The organism is Micromonospora solifontis (assembly GCF_003725545.1).
Classification (GTDB): domain Bacteria; phylum Actinomycetota; class Actinomycetes; order Mycobacteriales; family Micromonosporaceae; genus Micromonospora; species Micromonospora solifontis.
Genome location: NZ_RJLN01000062.1, coordinates 16221 through 31685 on the forward strand (window position 1 = coordinate 16221; position 15465 = coordinate 31685).

11 protein-coding genes and 2 tRNA genes are annotated in these 15465 nt (G+C 72.2%); 12 read left to right on the top strand and 1 reads right to left on the bottom strand.

The annotated features are described in order from the left end of the window. Positions 1-13: 13 nt before the first annotated feature. From EFE23_RS19865 to EFE23_RS28240, 5 genes are all read left to right on the top strand, one after another. On the top strand, positions 14-1066 hold the full coding sequence (locus EFE23_RS19865) for a substrate-binding domain-containing protein (protein ID WP_123242447.1): 1053 nt from the start codon (positions 14-16) through the stop codon (positions 1064-1066). Positions 1067-1090: 24 nt separating this feature from the next. Next, positions 1091-2296: a Gfo/Idh/MocA family protein gene (locus tag EFE23_RS19870; RefSeq protein WP_123242448.1), complete on the top strand. Its 1206-nt coding sequence runs from the start codon at positions 1091-1093 to the stop codon at positions 2294-2296. Between the two features lie 326 nt (positions 2297-2622). Next, entirely contained in the window at positions 2623-3690 is a 1068-nt protein-coding gene (locus tag EFE23_RS19875; RefSeq protein ID WP_123242449.1) for a polyprenyl synthetase family protein, read from the top strand. A 195-nt stretch (positions 3691-3885) separates the two neighbouring features. Then, positions 3886-4896 (top strand): sugar phosphate isomerase/epimerase family protein, encoded by a 1011-nt coding sequence (locus EFE23_RS19880; protein WP_123242450.1) that lies wholly within the window; start codon positions 3886-3888, stop codon positions 4894-4896. A 28-nt stretch (positions 4897-4924) separates the two neighbouring features. After that, the gene (locus EFE23_RS28240) at positions 4925-5065 is read left to right on the top strand and encodes a hypothetical protein (protein WP_158675890.1); all 141 of its coding nucleotides are present in this window, start codon (positions 4925-4927) and stop codon (positions 5063-5065) included. Positions 5066-5288: 223 nt separating this feature from the next. Here the strand turns inward: EFE23_RS28240 and EFE23_RS19885 are convergent, their stop codons facing one another. Continuing rightward, entirely contained in the window at positions 5289-5690 is a 402-nt protein-coding gene (locus EFE23_RS19885; protein ID WP_123242451.1) for a hypothetical protein, read from the bottom strand. A 287-nt stretch (positions 5691-5977) separates the two neighbouring features. Here EFE23_RS19885 and EFE23_RS19890 point away from each other — a divergent pair. The 7 genes from EFE23_RS19890 to EFE23_RS19920 all read left to right on the top strand — a co-directional run. Further along, positions 5978-6050, top strand: a tRNA-Asn gene (locus EFE23_RS19890). Between the two features lie 173 nt (positions 6051-6223). Continuing rightward, positions 6224-8362, top strand: coding sequence for an MMPL family transporter (locus EFE23_RS19895; RefSeq protein WP_123242452.1), 2139 nt, complete (start codon positions 6224-6226; stop codon positions 8360-8362). Beyond that, positions 8352-9593, top strand: a complete 1242-nt coding sequence (locus EFE23_RS19900) for an NAD(P)/FAD-dependent oxidoreductase (protein ID WP_123242453.1) — start codon at positions 8352-8354, stop codon at positions 9591-9593. Before EFE23_RS19895 ends, EFE23_RS19900 begins: the two co-directional genes overlap by 11 nt. Before the next feature lie 41 nt (positions 9594-9634). Further along, the gene (locus tag EFE23_RS29040) at positions 9635-10582 is read left to right on the top strand and encodes a tetratricopeptide repeat protein (protein WP_123242454.1); all 948 of its coding nucleotides are present in this window, start codon (positions 9635-9637) and stop codon (positions 10580-10582) included. After that, positions 10579-12123, top strand: a complete 1545-nt coding sequence (locus tag EFE23_RS19910; protein WP_123242455.1) for a peptidase M16 family protein — start codon at positions 10579-10581, stop codon at positions 12121-12123. The genes EFE23_RS29040 and EFE23_RS19910 overlap by 4 nt, the downstream gene beginning before the upstream one ends. Positions 12124-12268: 145 nt before the next feature. Continuing rightward, positions 12269-12342 (top strand) — tRNA-Ile (locus EFE23_RS19915). A 776-nt stretch (positions 12343-13118) separates the two neighbouring features. Then, positions 13119-15465 (top strand): FG-GAP repeat domain-containing protein (locus EFE23_RS19920; RefSeq protein WP_163599754.1); only part of this gene is annotated, 2347 nt, incomplete at its 3' end.

Genomic DNA, 15465 nt, shown 5'->3' on the forward strand with positions numbered 1-15465 from the left:
CCAGGAGGCCGTCATGACAACGCAGGGTCGCGACCTGTCGCGCCGCCGGCTGCTCTTCGGCGGGGCCGCGCTCGGCGCCGGCGCACTGCTCGCCGGCTGCACCAGCAACGAGCAGGCCCCCACCGCCGCGCAGACCAAGGCGGCGGCCACCGGCGGCAACAACGAGCCGGGCAAAAAGGTGACGATCGGCTTCTCCGCCCCGGCCGCCGACCACGGCTGGATCGCCGCCATCACCAACAACGCCAAGGCGCAGGCCGGCGCGTACCCGGACGTGGAGCTCAAGTCGGTGGAGGCCGGCGCGGACGCGGCGGCCCAGCGCGCGGCGCTGTCCACCCTGCTCTCCCAGAAGCCCGACGTGATCGTGCTGCTGCCGCACGACGGCAAGGAGCTCAACGCGTTCGGCCTGGAGGCGATGAAGGCCGGCATCCCGGTGGTCAACCTGGACCGGGCCTTCCCCGACGCCAAGGCGTACCGGTTGCAGATCAAGGGCGACAACTACGGCATGGGGGTGGCCGCCGCCACCTTCATCGCCGAGCAGCTCAAGGCCAAGGGGGTCAGCAATCCGGTCATCGGCGAGATCGCCGGCATCGACTCCCTGGAGTTGACCCAGGAACGCTCGAAGGGTTTCGCCGACACCCTCGCCCAGTACGGGCTGAAGGTGGCCAACCGCCGGGCGGCGGAGTTCACCGCCGACTCCGGGCAGCAGGCGGCCACCGGCCTGTTCCAGGCGCTGCCCCGGATCGACGCGGTCTGGAACCACGACGACGACCAGGGCATCGGCGTCCTCGCCGCGGTCAACCAGGCCAACCGCAAGGAGTTCCTCATGGTCGGCGGCGCCGGCTCGAAGAAGGCCATGGAGGACATCAAGGCCGACAACACCGTCCTGAAGGCGACCGTCACCTACAGCCCGTCGATGGCCTCGTCGGCCATCTCCCTGGCCCGCCTGATCGGCCAGGGGAAGGGCATGTCCGACCTGGTGGAGCTGCAGGTTCCGAAGGAGATCGTGCTCGCCTCCGAGACGATCACCAAGGAGAACGCGAGCGACTACCTGAAGCTCGGGTTCTGACACAACCGGGGGGAGAGACCCACCTTGTCCACTCACGACAACCTCCTGCGGGTCGGCATGGTCGGCTACGCGTTCATGGGCGCCGCGCACTCCCAGGCGTGGCGCACCGTGAACCGGGTCTACGACCTGCCGGCGCAGGTCCGGATGGCGCTCATCTGCGGCCGGGACGGCGGGAAGGTGGCCGAGGCCGCCGACCGGCTCGGCTGGGCGGGGCACACCACGGACTGGCGCCGGCTGGTCGAGTCCGACGAGATCGACGTGGTCGACATCTGCACACCCGGGGACAGCCACCACGAGATCGCGCTCGCCGCGTTGGCGGCGGGCAAGCACGTGCTCTGCGAGAAGCCCCTCGCGAACACCGTGGCGGAGGCCCGGGAGATGGCGGCGGCCGCCGCCCACGCCCGGACCACCGGGGTACGCGCGATGTGCGGGTTCAACTACCGCCGGGTGCCCGCGGTCAGCATGATGCGGCAGCTCGTCGCCGACGGGCGGCTCGGCGAGATCCGGCACGTCCGGGCGGTGTACCTGCAGGACTGGATCGTCGACCCGCAGTTCCCGCTGGTCTGGCGGTTGCAGAAGGACAGGGCGGGCTCCGGCGCGCTGGGTGACATCGGCGCGCACATCATCGACCTCACCCAGTTCGTCACCGGGCAGCTGATCACCGGGGTCAGCGCGGCGACCGAGACCTTCGTCCGGGAACGGCCGCTGCCGGCCGGATCGAGCGGCCTGGCCGCGCAGGTCGAGGGCAACGGCCAGGCGATGGGCCGGGTCACCGTGGACGACGCGGCGGTCTTCCTGGCCCGGCTCGACGGGGGCGCGCTGGCCACGTACGAGGCGAGCCGGTTCGCCACCGGCCGCAAGAACGCCCTCCGCGTGGAGATCAACGGTTCGCTCGGCAGCCTGGTGTTCGACCTGGAACGCCTGAACGAGCTGGAGTTCTACGACGCCACCCGGCCCGCGGCCGAGCAGGGCTTCACCCGGATCCTGGTGACCGAGGCGGAGCACCCGTACATGTCGGCCTGGTGGCCGCCCGGCCACATCATCGGCTACGAGCACTCCTTCACCCACGAGATGCGCGACTTCGTCGAGGCGGTCGCCACCGGCACCGACCCGACGCCGTCGTTCGCCGACGCGTTGCAGGTCCAGCTCGTGCTGGACGCGGTGACCCGCTCGGCGGACCTGGCCGCGTGGACGGAGGTGGAGCCCGCGCCGGCCGAACTGGCCGTGTAAGGAAGGGCCCCTTCCTAACGCATTCGGTATAGGCGGGGCCCCCTGTTAACACCCCTTCCGCGGCGCTCGGCGCCGCCCGACCGGCTTTCCGGAGTCGACCGGCGAGGGCCCGCCGCGGTTGCGCCCCGCGGCGGGAACGAGGTCGACCCGGGGGGGCGTGCCGCCGGCGTACCCGGCCGGCACGACCAGTACGGCTGTCCGGTGCGGCCGGACCGGGATTCCCCGGCCGCACCGGCGCCGACCGGGTGTGCCCGGCCCGCGAGGTATTGTCAACCATGGATACCGACCGGCCGCCGCCCGCGACGCGCGCCCGCCCGGGAGGCGCCATGACCCTCACCGTCGCACCGACCGACCCGACGCTGCTGCGGGACCGCTTCGACGCCGCGCTCGCCGCGTTCCTGCGGGAGCGGCGGCCCGGCCGGTCGGACGACGGCAGCCTGGTCGTCCACGCCGTGCTCCGGCAGTTCGTCCTCGCCGGCGGCAAGCGGCTGCGGCCGCTCTTCTGCTACTGGGGCTGGCGGGGCTCGGGCGGCCTCGACGGCCCGCCGATCGTGGTCGCGGCGGCGGCGCTGGAACTGTTCCACGCCTTCGCGTTGATCCACGACGACATCCTCGACGGCAGCGACCGCCGGCGCGGGCAGCCCTCGGTGCACCGGATCTTCGCTGACCTGCACGCCCGCTCCGGGTGGCACGGCGATCCCGAGGCGTACGGCCGGGACGCGGCGCTGCTCTGCGGCGACCTCTGCGCCGCCTGGTCCGGGCAGATGTTCCACGGCTGCGGCCTCGACCAGGAGCGGATCCGCCGGGGGTACGCCCTCTTCGCCCGGATGCGCGCCGAGGTGATCGCGGGGGAGTACCTGGACGTGGTGGGCGCGGCCGGCGCGGGCTCGGTGGCCGACGCCCTCACCGTGATCCGGTTGAAGACGGCCCGCTACACGGTGACCCGACCGGTGCAGATCGGCGCCGTCCTCGCCGGTGCCGACCCGGACGTGGTGGCGGCGCTCGCGGACTTCGGCGACCCGCTGGGCGAGGCGTTCCAGCTCCGCGACGATCTGCTCGGCGTCTTCGGCGACCCGGCGGTCACCGGCAAGTCCAACCTGGACGACCTGCGCGAGGGGAAGTCGACGGTGCTGCTGGCGCTGGCCCGGGCCGAGGCCGGACCGGGACGGGCGGCCCGGCTGCGAGCGCTGGTCGGCGACCCGGGCCTGGACCAGACGGGCGCCGCCGAGGTCCGCGGGATCATCGAGGCCACCGGCGCGCGGGAGCGGGTCGAGGGGATGATCCGGGCCCGGGTCGAGGAGGCCCGCGCGGCGCTGGACCGGCTGCCGCTGGTCGAGCCGGCACGGTCGGCGTTGGCCGAGCTGACCGTCCGGGCCGCCCACCGCCGGCACTGAGCCCTTCCGTGCCGGCCCCGGTCGACCGTAGAGTGGGGGCGGCGACCGCGAGGTGGCCGGTGACCCGCCGGGAGGCGCAACCCGACGGGCTCAGGCGCGACCGCGCCCACCGGTGCTCCGACGGGTCGCCCCGCACCCGGTCGCCCTCGCCCCGGTCCGCTACGGAATCCCCCATCACGACAGGGGAGAAGGACTATGGCGCGACCCATCACGCTCTTCACCGGCCAGTGGGCCGATCTTCCGTTCGACGAGGTCTGCCGGCTGGCCGCCGAGTGGGGGTACGACGGGCTGGAGATCGCCTGCTGGGGCGATCACTTCGAGGTCGACAAGGCGCTCGCCGACGACTCGTACGTGGACCGGAAGCGGGCCACCCTCGCCAAGCACAACCTGAAGGTCTTCGCCATCTCCAACCACCTGGTCGGCCAGGCGGTCTGCGACCACCCGATCGACGAGCGGCACCGGGACATCCTCCCGGCCCGGATCTGGGGCGACGGTGAGCCGGAGGGCGTCCGCCGCCGCGCCGCCGAGGAGATGAAGGACACCGCGCGGGCGGCGGCGAAGCTCGGCGTACGGACTGTCGTCGGCTTCACCGGCTCGTCGATCTGGCACACCCTGGCCATGTTCCCGCCGGTGCCGCCGGCGATGATCGAGCGCGGCTACCAGGACTTCGCCGACCGGTGGAACCCGATCCTCGACGTCTTCGACGAGGTGGGCGTCCGCTTCGCCCACGAGGTGCACCCGAGCGAGATCGCGTACGACTACTGGACCACCAGGCGGGCCCTGGAGGCGATCGGTCACCGGCCCGCGTTCGGGCTGAACTGGGACCCGTCGCACTTCGTCTGGCAGGAGCTGGACCCGGTCAACTTCATCTTCGACTTCGCCGACCGGATCTACCACGTCGACTGCAAGGACGCGAAGGTCCGCACCGGCGACGGCCGCCGCGGGCGGCTCTCCTCCCACCTGCCCTGGGCGGACCTGCGGCGTGGCTGGGATTTCGTCTCCACGGGCCACGGGGACGTGCCGTGGGAGGACTGCTTCCGCGCGTTGAACGCGATCGGCTACGACGGCCCGATCTCGATCGAGTGGGAGGACGCCGGGATGGACCGGTTGGTCGGCGCGCCCGAGGCGCTCCAGTTCGTCCGCCGGCTCGCCTTCGACGCCCCGGCGGCCGCCTTCGACGCCGCCTTCAGCAGCGGCCGGGACTGACCTTGCCACCCGCTACGAGCTTGATGACGTGAACGATTCGCCGCCGGTGGCATCGATCGGTCCGGCCCGCTGGTCGACCAGCGGCCTGGCCGGTCGACCAGCGGTCGGCGGCACCGATCCGCTCGGCCGGCTGGTCGCCGGGCCGCTGTCCGCTTGGCCGGCCGCCTGACCGGGCCGCCTGGCCGGGCGGCGGCGATCCACCTGCGTCATCAAGTTTGTAGTCTCCGGCTCGGTGGTCTGCGGTCGGCTTCGCCGCGACGCTTGCGCCAGATCGGGTGCGGGCCTGGGCTCTTCGCGCGCTGGTCCGGTGGGAGAAGGATCGCGGGCCTGCTTTGGCGGACAGACGGCAGCGGGCCGGCCGCCCGATGGCGACCGGCCCGCTGCCGGATGTGTCAGAGGGTGCTGCCGTTGGTGCTCGTGCCGGACGACTTGGTGCTCGTGCTGGTGGTGGTCGAGCCGGTCGCGCTGGTGGAGCCGGTGCCGGTCGAGCCGGACTTGGCACCGACCGACGCCGGCGTGCCGGCGAACGGCTTGTCGGCCGCGGTCAGCCCCGGCTTGCTGCCGTTGCCGCTGCCCAGCTTCTCGCCGAGCTTGGTCTGCCCCAGCTTGTCCTTGCCCTCGGCGTAGAGCCGGGTCGCCTGGGCCTGCGCGACCCCCGCCGCCTCCTGGACGGTGGGGTGGTCGAGCACCTTGCGGCCCCGGACCACCAGTTCCTCGTACTTCTCCCGGCCGGCACGGGCGCCCAGGACGAATCCCGCAGCCAGCCCGCCAAGGAACATGATCTTTCCGCGCATGGCGGCTCCTTTCGTACCTGACGCGCCGCCGTCCCCACCGGGTGTTTCCCGGCGGGAGCGACCATCTCGCGCCTGCGTCCTCTGTCGGCGGCTAACTACCCATCCTGCTCTCTGCTCATGCCTCCATGTGCCGAGATGACGATTTGCCTGAATTTCTGGCGGGCCGGTCGCCGCTGCCGGAACCTCCCGGCCGATCGGGTATCCCCCTGGCGCGCCACCCCCCGATGTCCTGTACTCTTGTCCCCGTCGCACGGCGCGGAGAGATCCGGCAGCCGAGCGGTGCACGGTCCCCTGTAGCTCAATTGGCAGAGCAGCCGGCTGTTAACCGGCAGGTTATTGGTTCGAGTCCAATCGGGGGAGCTTCGCTTCACAGGACGCCCGTCGGCCACGCCGGCGGGCGTTTCGCGTTGTCCGCCCCGGTGTCGTCCGGGGGCGGTTTCCGCCCCGGGGCGCCCGTCCGCCCGGCAGGATGGTCGCTGTCGACTTAGACTCCCAATGCGTCGATTCGTGCGTCGATTCAAGGTTGGGTGGAGATGGCCGGAGGACGGAACCGCTGGACGGCCACGCTGATCGCGCTGGCGGTCGTACTGGCCTGGCTGGTGATCGGCGGGATCGCCGGGCCCTACTCCGGAAAGCTCGGCGACGTCGCCACCAACGACAACGCCTCCTTCCTGCCGGCCGACGCCGAGGCGACCCGGGCCCAGGACCTCTCCGCCGGCTTCGTCGAGCGGGAGACCACCCCGGCGCTCGTCGTCTACGAGCGCACCGCCGGCATCACCCCCGCCGACCAGCAGCGCGTCCAGGCCGACGCCGCCCGCTTCGCCCAGGTCCCGGGCGTGGTCGGCCCGCTGCCGCCGCCGATCGTCAGCGAGGACCGCCAGGCGGTGCAGGTGATCGTCCCGATCGACAGCTCCGAGGGCGAGCAGATCCGCGCGGTCGTCGACAAACTGCGGGAGATCGCCGGTACGAACCGGGACGGGCTCACCGTCGACGTGGCCGGACCGGCGGGGCTGCTCGCCGACCTGATCCAGGTCTTCACCGCCATCGACGGGCCGCTACTGCTGGTCACCCTGGTCGTGGTCCTGATCATCCTGCTGATCGTGTACCGCAGCCCGGTGCTCTGGATCTTCCCGCTGCTCGCCGCCGGCATGTCGTACGGGTTGGCCTCGCTCGTCGTCTACCACCTCGCCGACAACGACGTGATCAAGCTCAACGGGCAGGCGCAGGGCATCCTCACCGTGCTGGTCTTCGGCGCCGGCACCGACTACGCGCTGCTGCTCATCGCCCGCTACCGCGAGGAACTGCACCGGCACGAGCGGCCGCGGGACGCGATCCGCACCGCCTGGCGGGGAGCCGCCCCGGCCATCTTCGCCTCCGGCGCCACGGTCATCGTCAGCCTGCTCTGCCTGCTGCTGTCCAGCCTCAACTCCAACCGGGCGCTCGGCCCGGTCGCCGCCGTCGGCATCGCCGCCACTCTGCTGGTGATGCTCACCTTCCTGCCGGCCCTGCTGCTGCTCGGCGGGCGGTGGGCGTTCTGGCCGCGCCGGCCCCGCTTCGACCACGCCGACCCGCAGACCGAGCACGGCGTCTGGGGGCGGATCGCGGGCTTCGTGGCCCGGCGGGCCCGGACCGTCTGGCTGGTCACCGCGGTCGTCCTGGCCGCGCTCGCCGTCGGGGTCACCCAGCTCGGCGCCACCACCCTCGGCCAGTCCGACCTGTTCACCAACCGCACCGACTCGGTGGCCGGGCAGGAGGTGATCGCCCGGCACTACCCGGCCGGCACCGGCAGCCCGGCCACCATCTTCACCAACCAGGCCGCCGCCCGGCAGGTCGCCCAGGCGGCCCAGGGCGTACCCGGGGTGTCCTCGGTCCTGCCCCTCACCGCGCAGGGCGCGGCCGGGCCGCCGGACCCGAACGCGCCCCCCAAGGTCGTCGACGGGCGGGTGCAGCTCAACGTCACGCTCGCCGACCCGCCGGACAGCAACGGCGCCGAGCGGACCATCCGCGACCTGCGGGCGGCGGTGCACCGGGTGCCCGGCTCCGACAGCGTCGTCGGCGGCTTCACCGCCATCAACGTGGACACCGCAGACGCCGCCACCCGGGACCGCAACGTCATCATCCCGGTGGTGCTGCTGGTCATCGCGGTCATCCTGGCCCTGCTGCTGCGCGCCCTGGTCGCCCCGGTCCTGCTGATCGCCACCGTGGTGCTGTCGTTTCTGGCGACGCTCGGCCTCTGCGCGCTGATCTTCCGGTACGTCCTCGACTTCCCCGGCGTCGACCAGTCGTTCCCGCTCTTCGCCTTCGTCTTCCTGGTCGCCCTCGGCATCGACTACAACATCTTCCTGATGAGCCGGGTCCGTGAGGAGTCGATCCGGCGGGGCACCCGGGCCGGCGTGCTCACCGGGCTCGCCGTCACCGGCGGCGTGATCACCTCCGCCGGCATCGTGCTCGCCGCGACGTTCTCGGCGCTCGCCGTGCTGCCGCTGGTGGTGCTCGTCGAGCTGGGCGTCGCCGTCGCCGCCGGGGTGCTGCTCGACACCGTCGTCGTCCGGTCGCTGCTGGTGCCCGCGCTCGCGTACGACATCGGGCCGCGGATCTGGTGGCCCAGCCGGCTGTCCCGCTCCCGGCGGGACGGCGATCGGACCGGCGCGGAGGTGGCGCGTGCCCGGTGAGACCGACGTCGTGATCGTCGGCGGCGGCCTGGCCGGCCTGGCCGCCGCCCGCCGGCTGCACCGCGCCGGCGTGCCGTGGCGGCTGCTGGAGGCCGCCGACCGGCTCGGCGGTCGGGTGGCCACCGACGAGGTCGACGGCTACCTGCTGGATCGGGGTTTCCAGGTGCTCAACAGCGCCTACCCCCGGCTGGGCGGCCTGGTCGACCTCAAAGCGCTCGACCTCGGCTGGTTCACCGCCGGCGTGCTCGTCCGGCGCGGCGACCGCCTGGAGCGGCTGGTCAACCCGCTGCGCGAGCCGGCCGGGGCGGTCGGCTCGGTCAGCGCCGGGATCGGCTCGGTCCTCGACCGGCTGCGCTTCGCGGCCCTGGCCGCCGGCTGCGCCACCCTGCCCGTCGGCCGGTTGCTCACCGCGCCGGAGACCACCAGCGAGGCCGCGCTGCGCCGGGCCGGGCTCTCCGACGCGATCATCGAGGAGCTGCTCCGGCCGTTCCTGTCCGGCGTACTCCTCGACCGGGAGCTGGCGACCTCCAGCCGCGTGCTCGCGGTGCTGCTGCGGGCCTTCGCCCGCGGCCGGATCGGCCTGCCCGCCCGGGGCATGGCCGCGCTGCCGCGGGCCATCGCCGACCCGCTGCCGGCCGACCTGATCGAGCTGCACACCGCCGTCACCGAGGTCGCGCCCGGCCGGGTCCGCACCCGGGACCGCGACCTCGCCTGCCGCGCCGTCGTGGTCGCGGTGGACCCGCCGGCGGCGACCACGCTGCTGCCCAGACTCCACCGGGTACGCATGCACAGCTACACGACCTACTACCACAGCACCGACACCCCACCCCTGGCCGAGCCGATCCTGCTGCTCGACGGGGATCGCCGGGAGATGGTCGCGAACACGGTGGTGCCGAGCAACGCCGCACCCACGTACGCGCCGGCCGGGCGGCACCTGGTGGCGACCTCGGTGGTGGGCCCCCAGGCCCCGCCCGAGCCGCTGATCCGGCGCGAACTGGACCGGCTCTACGGGCGCTCCACCGCAGACTGGACGCACCTCACCACCGTCTCCGTGCCGGCGGCGCTGCCCGCCGCGCCGCCCCCGCAGGGCCGGCTGCGCAAGCCGGTCGCGCTCGGCGACGGGCTCTTCGTCGCCGGGGACCACCGGGACACCCCGTCCATCCAGGGGGCGCTGGCCAGCGGCTGGCGCACGGCCGGCGTCGTGCTGGCCGAGCTGCGCGCCGCGGGCTGAGCGGGACAACCAGCGGCGGGTTGATCATCTAAGATCCGGCGGTGCCCCTCCCGCCGCCGCTCAACCGTGACCCGGAAGCCGCCTATCCCGAGGTCGCGGCCCTGCGCGTGGCGCTGCGCGACCACGACTGGCCGGCGCTGCGGGCGCTCTTCGCCGACGCGGACGCCGCGACCGCGAGCCACCTGGCGGATGTCGCGGGGGAGTGGGGCGGGGTGGAGAGCTTCCTGCAGCTGCGGCTGCGGGCGGACCCGGAGTGCCAGCTCGCCCGTACCCTGCTCGGCGCGGCCCTGGTGCGGGCCGGCTGGCGGATCCGGACGGGAGCGACGGCCGACCGGGTCAGCTCCGACCGGTTCAGTCGATTCCACGACCATTTGCGCCGCGCCGAACAGATCCTGATCGACGTGACCGCGCAGTGGCCCGACGACGTGACGGCCTGGACGCAGCGGATCAGCACCGCGCGAGGGCTGGAACTCGGGCAGGCGGAGGCCCGCCGCCGGTACCAGCGACTCGCCCGGCACCGGCCGCACCACCTGCCCGCGCAGTTGGCACTGCTGCAACAACTCTGCCCGAAGTGGGGCGGCGACTGGTCGGCGGTCGACACGTTCGCCCGCAGCTGCACCGAGGCGGCGCCGCCCGGCGCCCCGCAGGCGGTCCTCGTCGCGCAGGGCCACCTGGAGCGGATCGTGGAGTACGGCGACCTGCGCGGCATCGGCGACCACCTGCGGTCGCCGGACGTCGCCGAGGAGATTCACGCCGCCGCCGACCGGTCCGTGCGGCATCCCGACTTCACCCACACCGTCGGTTGGGTGAGCGTGCGGAGCACCTTCGCGTTGGTCTTCCACCTGATGGCCGAGCACCGCGCGGCCCGGGAACAGTTCGACGCCCTCGGTCCGTACGGCACCCCGTCCGTCTTCCGCTACCTCGGCGACCCGGTGGCCCGCCTCGGGCAGGCCCGCACGGAGGCGTACGCGAAGGGCGGGGACCGGTGATCCGGCAGCTCGAGGTCGACGGGGTGCCCACGCTGCTCGCGCCGGCGGCCGGGCCGGTCCGGGCCGGGCTCGTGTTCCGGGTCGGCGTCGCCGACGAGACACTGGCCCGGCGCGGTGTCACCCACCTGCTGGAGCACCTGGCGCTCGCCCCGCTCGGTCTGCTCGACCACGACGCCAACGGCATGACCGAGGCGCTGTTCAGCAGCTTCGTGGTACGTGGCGGCCCGGAGGAGGTCGTCGCGTTCCTGAACACCGTCTGCGGCAACCTGTGCGAACCGCCCACGGACCGGATTGACGTGGAGCGCGAGATCCTCGGCGTGGAGGAGAGCGGCCGGCCGCGCGGCAGCCTCGGCCGGCTGCCCCTGTGGCGACACGGCGCGCGGGACCACGGGCTGGTCAGCTACCCCGAGTACGGCCTGCCCGGGATCACCGGGGACGACGTGCGGGAATGGGCCGCGAGCCGGTTCACCCGGGGCAACGCGGTCCTCTTCCTCACCGGCGACGAGGTGCCGCGCGGGCTGCGGCTGCCGCTGCCCGAGGGCGAACGGCGGCCCGTGCCCACGCCGTCGTCGGCACTGCCGCACACACCGGCGTACTTCTCGGACGGGGCCGGGCTGGTCGCCCTCGACGCGGTGGTCGCGCGGCGGGCCGCCGCCGTCGTCTACGCGGGCGTGCTGGAACGGGAGCTGTTCCGCGCCCTGCGGCAGGAGGAAGGGCTGTCCTATCAGGTCGCCACCGGCTATCAGCCGCTCGGCGACGCGACGGCGAGCCTGCGGGCGTTTGCCGACTCGTCCCCGGACCGGCAGGACGCCCTGCTCGGCGGCTTCGTCGACACGCTGGCCACCCTCCGGGTGGGCCGGATCGCGCGGGCCGACCGGGACGTCGCGGTGGCCCGGCGCCTCGAGGCGCTCGCCCACCCCGAGGCGGACGCCGACCGGCTCCCGCAGTGCGCCCGGGATCTGCTGACCGGCGCGCCCGTCCGCGACCTCGACGAGCTGAGGGCCGAACTCGCCGCCGTCACCGTCGACGACCTGCGGGAGGTGGCCCGCGAGGCGGCGGCCTCCGCGCTGCTGCTGGTGCCGGCCGGGCTCCGGGCCGACTGGGCCGGCTTCAGCGCGGCGCCCACCTTCTCCGAGGACTCCGTCGAAGGCAAGGCGCACCAGGGGCGGGACGACCACAGCCAGCTGATCGTCGGGGACGACGGCGTCACCGTCGCCGACGGTGAGGCCGTGGCCACCGTCCGGTACGCCGACTGCGCGGCCCTGCTCGTCTGGCCCGACGGGGCCCGCCGGCTCATCGGCCACGACGGCATCGTCGTACACGTCGAGCCGAACCTGTTCGAACCCGTGCCGGACCTCGCCGTGGTCGATCAGGCGGTGGCCGCGGACCGCCACGTCACCCTGCCGGCCCGGCCCGACGACGCGATCCCGCCACCGCCCCCGGAGGTGGGTCGCCTCAGCCGCATGGTGCGCTCGGTACGGGAGACCGGCAACACCGTCACCGCCTGGCTGTCCGCCACCTTGCTGGACCCTGGGCGGTGACCCCTCGCCCGCGGGCGGTAGCGGTGGCCGGCCTGCTGCGCGCTGTTATCCTCGCGTTGCCCATCGTGTCGGGCCGATCATCACGCCCGGCCCGTTCGGTGGTGGCCGGTGATCCGCTGGGCGGGTTACGATCCGGCGCGGTAGCGGGGCGGTAGCTCAGCGGGTTAGAGCAGGGGACTCATAATCCCTCGGTCGCGGGTTCGAGTCCCGCCCGCCCCACTCCATGGCTTGATCTCGTTGTTGACCTGCGCTTTTGCGGTTCGGGTGCAGGAAGGCAGCTTCGATAGGTGGCAGTGCGCGAACCATAGTGATTGGTGAGCGTCGATGGCCTGGTCACGGCTCTGCCGCGGGATCGTGCCAAGAGCATTCCGCAAGCCTGTCGGCCGCAGGGGGCCTCTGTCAGCGTCTGGTTCGCCCTGAATGCCGGTCCAACCCTGGGCGGCGTCTCTCCTGCGGCTCGTTGAAACCCGCGCCAGTTACTTTCTGAAGCTGCTCTTCTGCGCTACGTATCTTGCGTGCCGTTGATCGAAGCTCGTAAGATCAGCTGACTTCCCTGCGTGAGTTGCTGGATGTTCACCCCCGCCCGGTTTACTCGCCCGTCCGCATCCATCGCGCTGCGATCCCGCTCGCGCAGTCGGGTACTCATGTCATGGCTTGCCTGCGTCACGTCGTCGGCTTTGGTGGCGTCGTTGTTGTGGGCGCCGCCGGCTTCCGCTGGACCGAGCAAGGGCGGGCCGGGTGGCACGCCTTCGAAAGCGACGTCGGTGCCGGTCGGCGAGGTGAAGCGGCGTAGTCCGGGAGTGGCGCAGTCGGAGACGGCGGTGTGGTCTCGTCCGTCGGTGTCGTGGCCGTCGGCGGCGTCCGTGGTGGTTGATCTTCCTGCGGCAGGGCGTGGGGTGGCGGGTCGGCTGGTACGGGCGGGGGCGAGTCCGGTTTCGGTGGGCCGCGGCGGGCTGGATGCGGCTCGAAATGTGGGGGTGTCGCAGCCGGCGCGGGTGCGGGTGGAGGTGCTGGATCGGGCGGTGGCGCAGAAGGCTGGAGTGGCTGGGCTTCTGTTGCGGGTGTACCGGGTTGATGGTGATCTCACGCCTGGGCCGGTGTCGATCGACGTCGACGCGTCGGGGTTCGCGGCGGCGTTCGGTGGTGACTGGGCGTCGCGTCTTCGGTTGTTCCGTTTCCCGGCGTGTGTGAGGACCACTCCTGGCGCGGCTGGCTGCGGGAATCCGACTCTGGTCTCCACCTCTGCGGTGAACAACCGCACCGGGGTGTTGTCGGCGCAGGTTGATGTGGGGCCGGAGGCGCTGGTCACATCGGATCCGGTTGAGCGGAAGATGGCGCGGCTTGACGGGGTGCCGACGGCGGAGCCCGATGTGTTCGCGGTGATGGCAGCGGGTGCGTCGTCGGACACGGGTGATTTCACCAAGACACCCTTCGCTGCCTCCTACCAGTGGCAAGCGGGTAACTCCGGGGCAGGGTTCTCGTGGTCGTATGACATGGACGTGCCACCCGTGCCGGGTGAGCTGGATCCGGAGATTTCGCTGGGCTACTCGTCGGGGGCGGTGGACGGACAGACGGCGGGTAAGAACGTGCAGCCGGGCGCGGTGGGCGAGGGCTGGGACCTCTCGGCGGGTTTCATCGAGCGGTCGTACCGCACCTGCGCCGATGACACCGCGAACTCTCCGTACTACACCAATGCGACTGCTGATCAGTGTTGGCGGTTGCCGAACGCGCGGCTGGTGTGGGGCGGCAAGTCGACCGAGCTGGTGCCGGACGACGCGACCGGGGCGTGGCACGCCGCGGATGACGATGGCCTGCGGGTGGAGAAGGTCACGGCGGACTGGTTAACGGCGAATCTGATGTTCTCGCCGGGGGATTGGAACGGCGACGGCAAGGCTGACGTGCTGTATCGGCGGTCCAGCGACGGCAAGTTGTTCATGGTCCGCGGCGACGGAGCGGGTGGCTTCCTCAACGGCGGTGCTGCGGTACAGATCGGCAGCTTCACCTCTGCAGCGACGATCTTCTCCCCAGGCGACTGGGACGGTGACGGCAAGCCGGATCTGCTGTGGCGTAAGGCCTCCGATGGCACGATGTGGCTGATCGCGGGTAATGGGACGGGTGGTTGGAAGACCGGGTCGTCGGTGCAGATCGGTACCGGCTGGAACGGTATGGACCAGATCTTCTCCCCGGGCGACTTCGACGGCGACGGGAAGTCTGACGTGATCTCCCGTAACGCCTCCACCCACAACCTGTACCTGTACAAGGGCAACGGTTCCGGGGGCTGGCTGTCGGGCTCCGGGGCCCAGATCGCGTCCGGGCCGGCGTCGGCGGACATCATCTTTTCCGGTGGGGACTTCGACGGCGACGGCAAGCCCGATGTGCTGTGGAGGCAGGCATCGAGCAAGGACGTGTTCCTGCTCGCTGGCAATGGAATTGGCGGATGGAAGACTGGCCAGTCAGTCAACGTTACCGCGCCGGTGCGCACCGGCACGGGGGATGATGAGTACTGGAAGGTGACGACCACCGACGGCACCCAGTACTTCTTCGGCCGTTCGCGGCTGCCGAGCTGGACGTCTGGCAAGCGGGAGACGCTGTCGCAGTGGACGGTGCCCGTGTTCGCCAACCACTCCGGCGAGCCGTGTTTCACCACGGCGGGGTTCGCCAGCTCGTACTGCAATCAGGCGTGGCGGTGGAACCTGGACTATGTGGTGGACCGCCACGGCAACTCGATGGCCTACTTCTATGACCGGGAGCGGGCCAAGGTCGGGCTCAACGGCAACGCCTCGACGGTCAGTGACTACGACCGCGGTGGGCGGCTGGTGCGAGTCGAGTACGGCATGCGCGCCGGCAGTGAGTTGGCCACCACGACCCCGCCGGCGCAGGTGACCTTCTCTTACGCGGAGCGGTGCCTGTCCTCCTGTTGGTCGGGCACGACGTGGGCGTCGAGCCCGACGACGGCGAACTGGCCGGACACCCCGTGGGACCTTGACTGCACCGCCGCGCCGTGCAGCTCGAACCTGTCGCCGTCGTTCTGGACCAGCCGTCGGCTGACCGGTGTCACCACCCAGGTCTGGTCCGGGTCGGGGACGACGTACAACACGGTGGATCAGTGGGATTTCACCCACCAGTTTCCGTCCACCGGCAACGGCACCTCGCCGGTGCTGTGGCTGGCATCGATCACCCATACCGGTAAGGCCAACGGCGGGTCAATCGCTCTGCCGTCGGTGACGTTCGGCGGTACCCGGTTTGATCAGCGGGCTGACTACGACCCGAACGGCACGATGGCGCAGCCGCGCAAGTACCGGATCACCACGGTTAGCACCGAGACCGGTGGGCAGCTCGCCG

Excerpts from the sequence above, each read along its gene's own strand:
- EFE23_RS19865 (WP_123242447.1), top strand. The coding sequence starts at position 14 with ATGACAACGCAGGGTCGCGACCTGTCGCGCCGCCGGCTGCTCTTCGGC.
- EFE23_RS19875 (WP_123242449.1), top strand. The coding sequence starts at position 2,623 with ATGACCCTCACCGTCGCACCGACCGACCCGACGCTGCTGCGGGACCGC.
- EFE23_RS19880 (WP_123242450.1), top strand. The coding sequence starts at position 3,886 with ATGGCGCGACCCATCACGCTCTTCACCGGCCAGTGGGCCGATCTTCCG.
- EFE23_RS19885 (WP_123242451.1), bottom strand. The coding sequence starts at position 5,690 with ATGCGCGGAAAGATCATGTTCCTTGGCGGGCTGGCTGCGGGATTCGTC.
- EFE23_RS19895 (WP_123242452.1), top strand. The coding sequence starts at position 6,224 with ATGGCCGGAGGACGGAACCGCTGGACGGCCACGCTGATCGCGCTGGCG.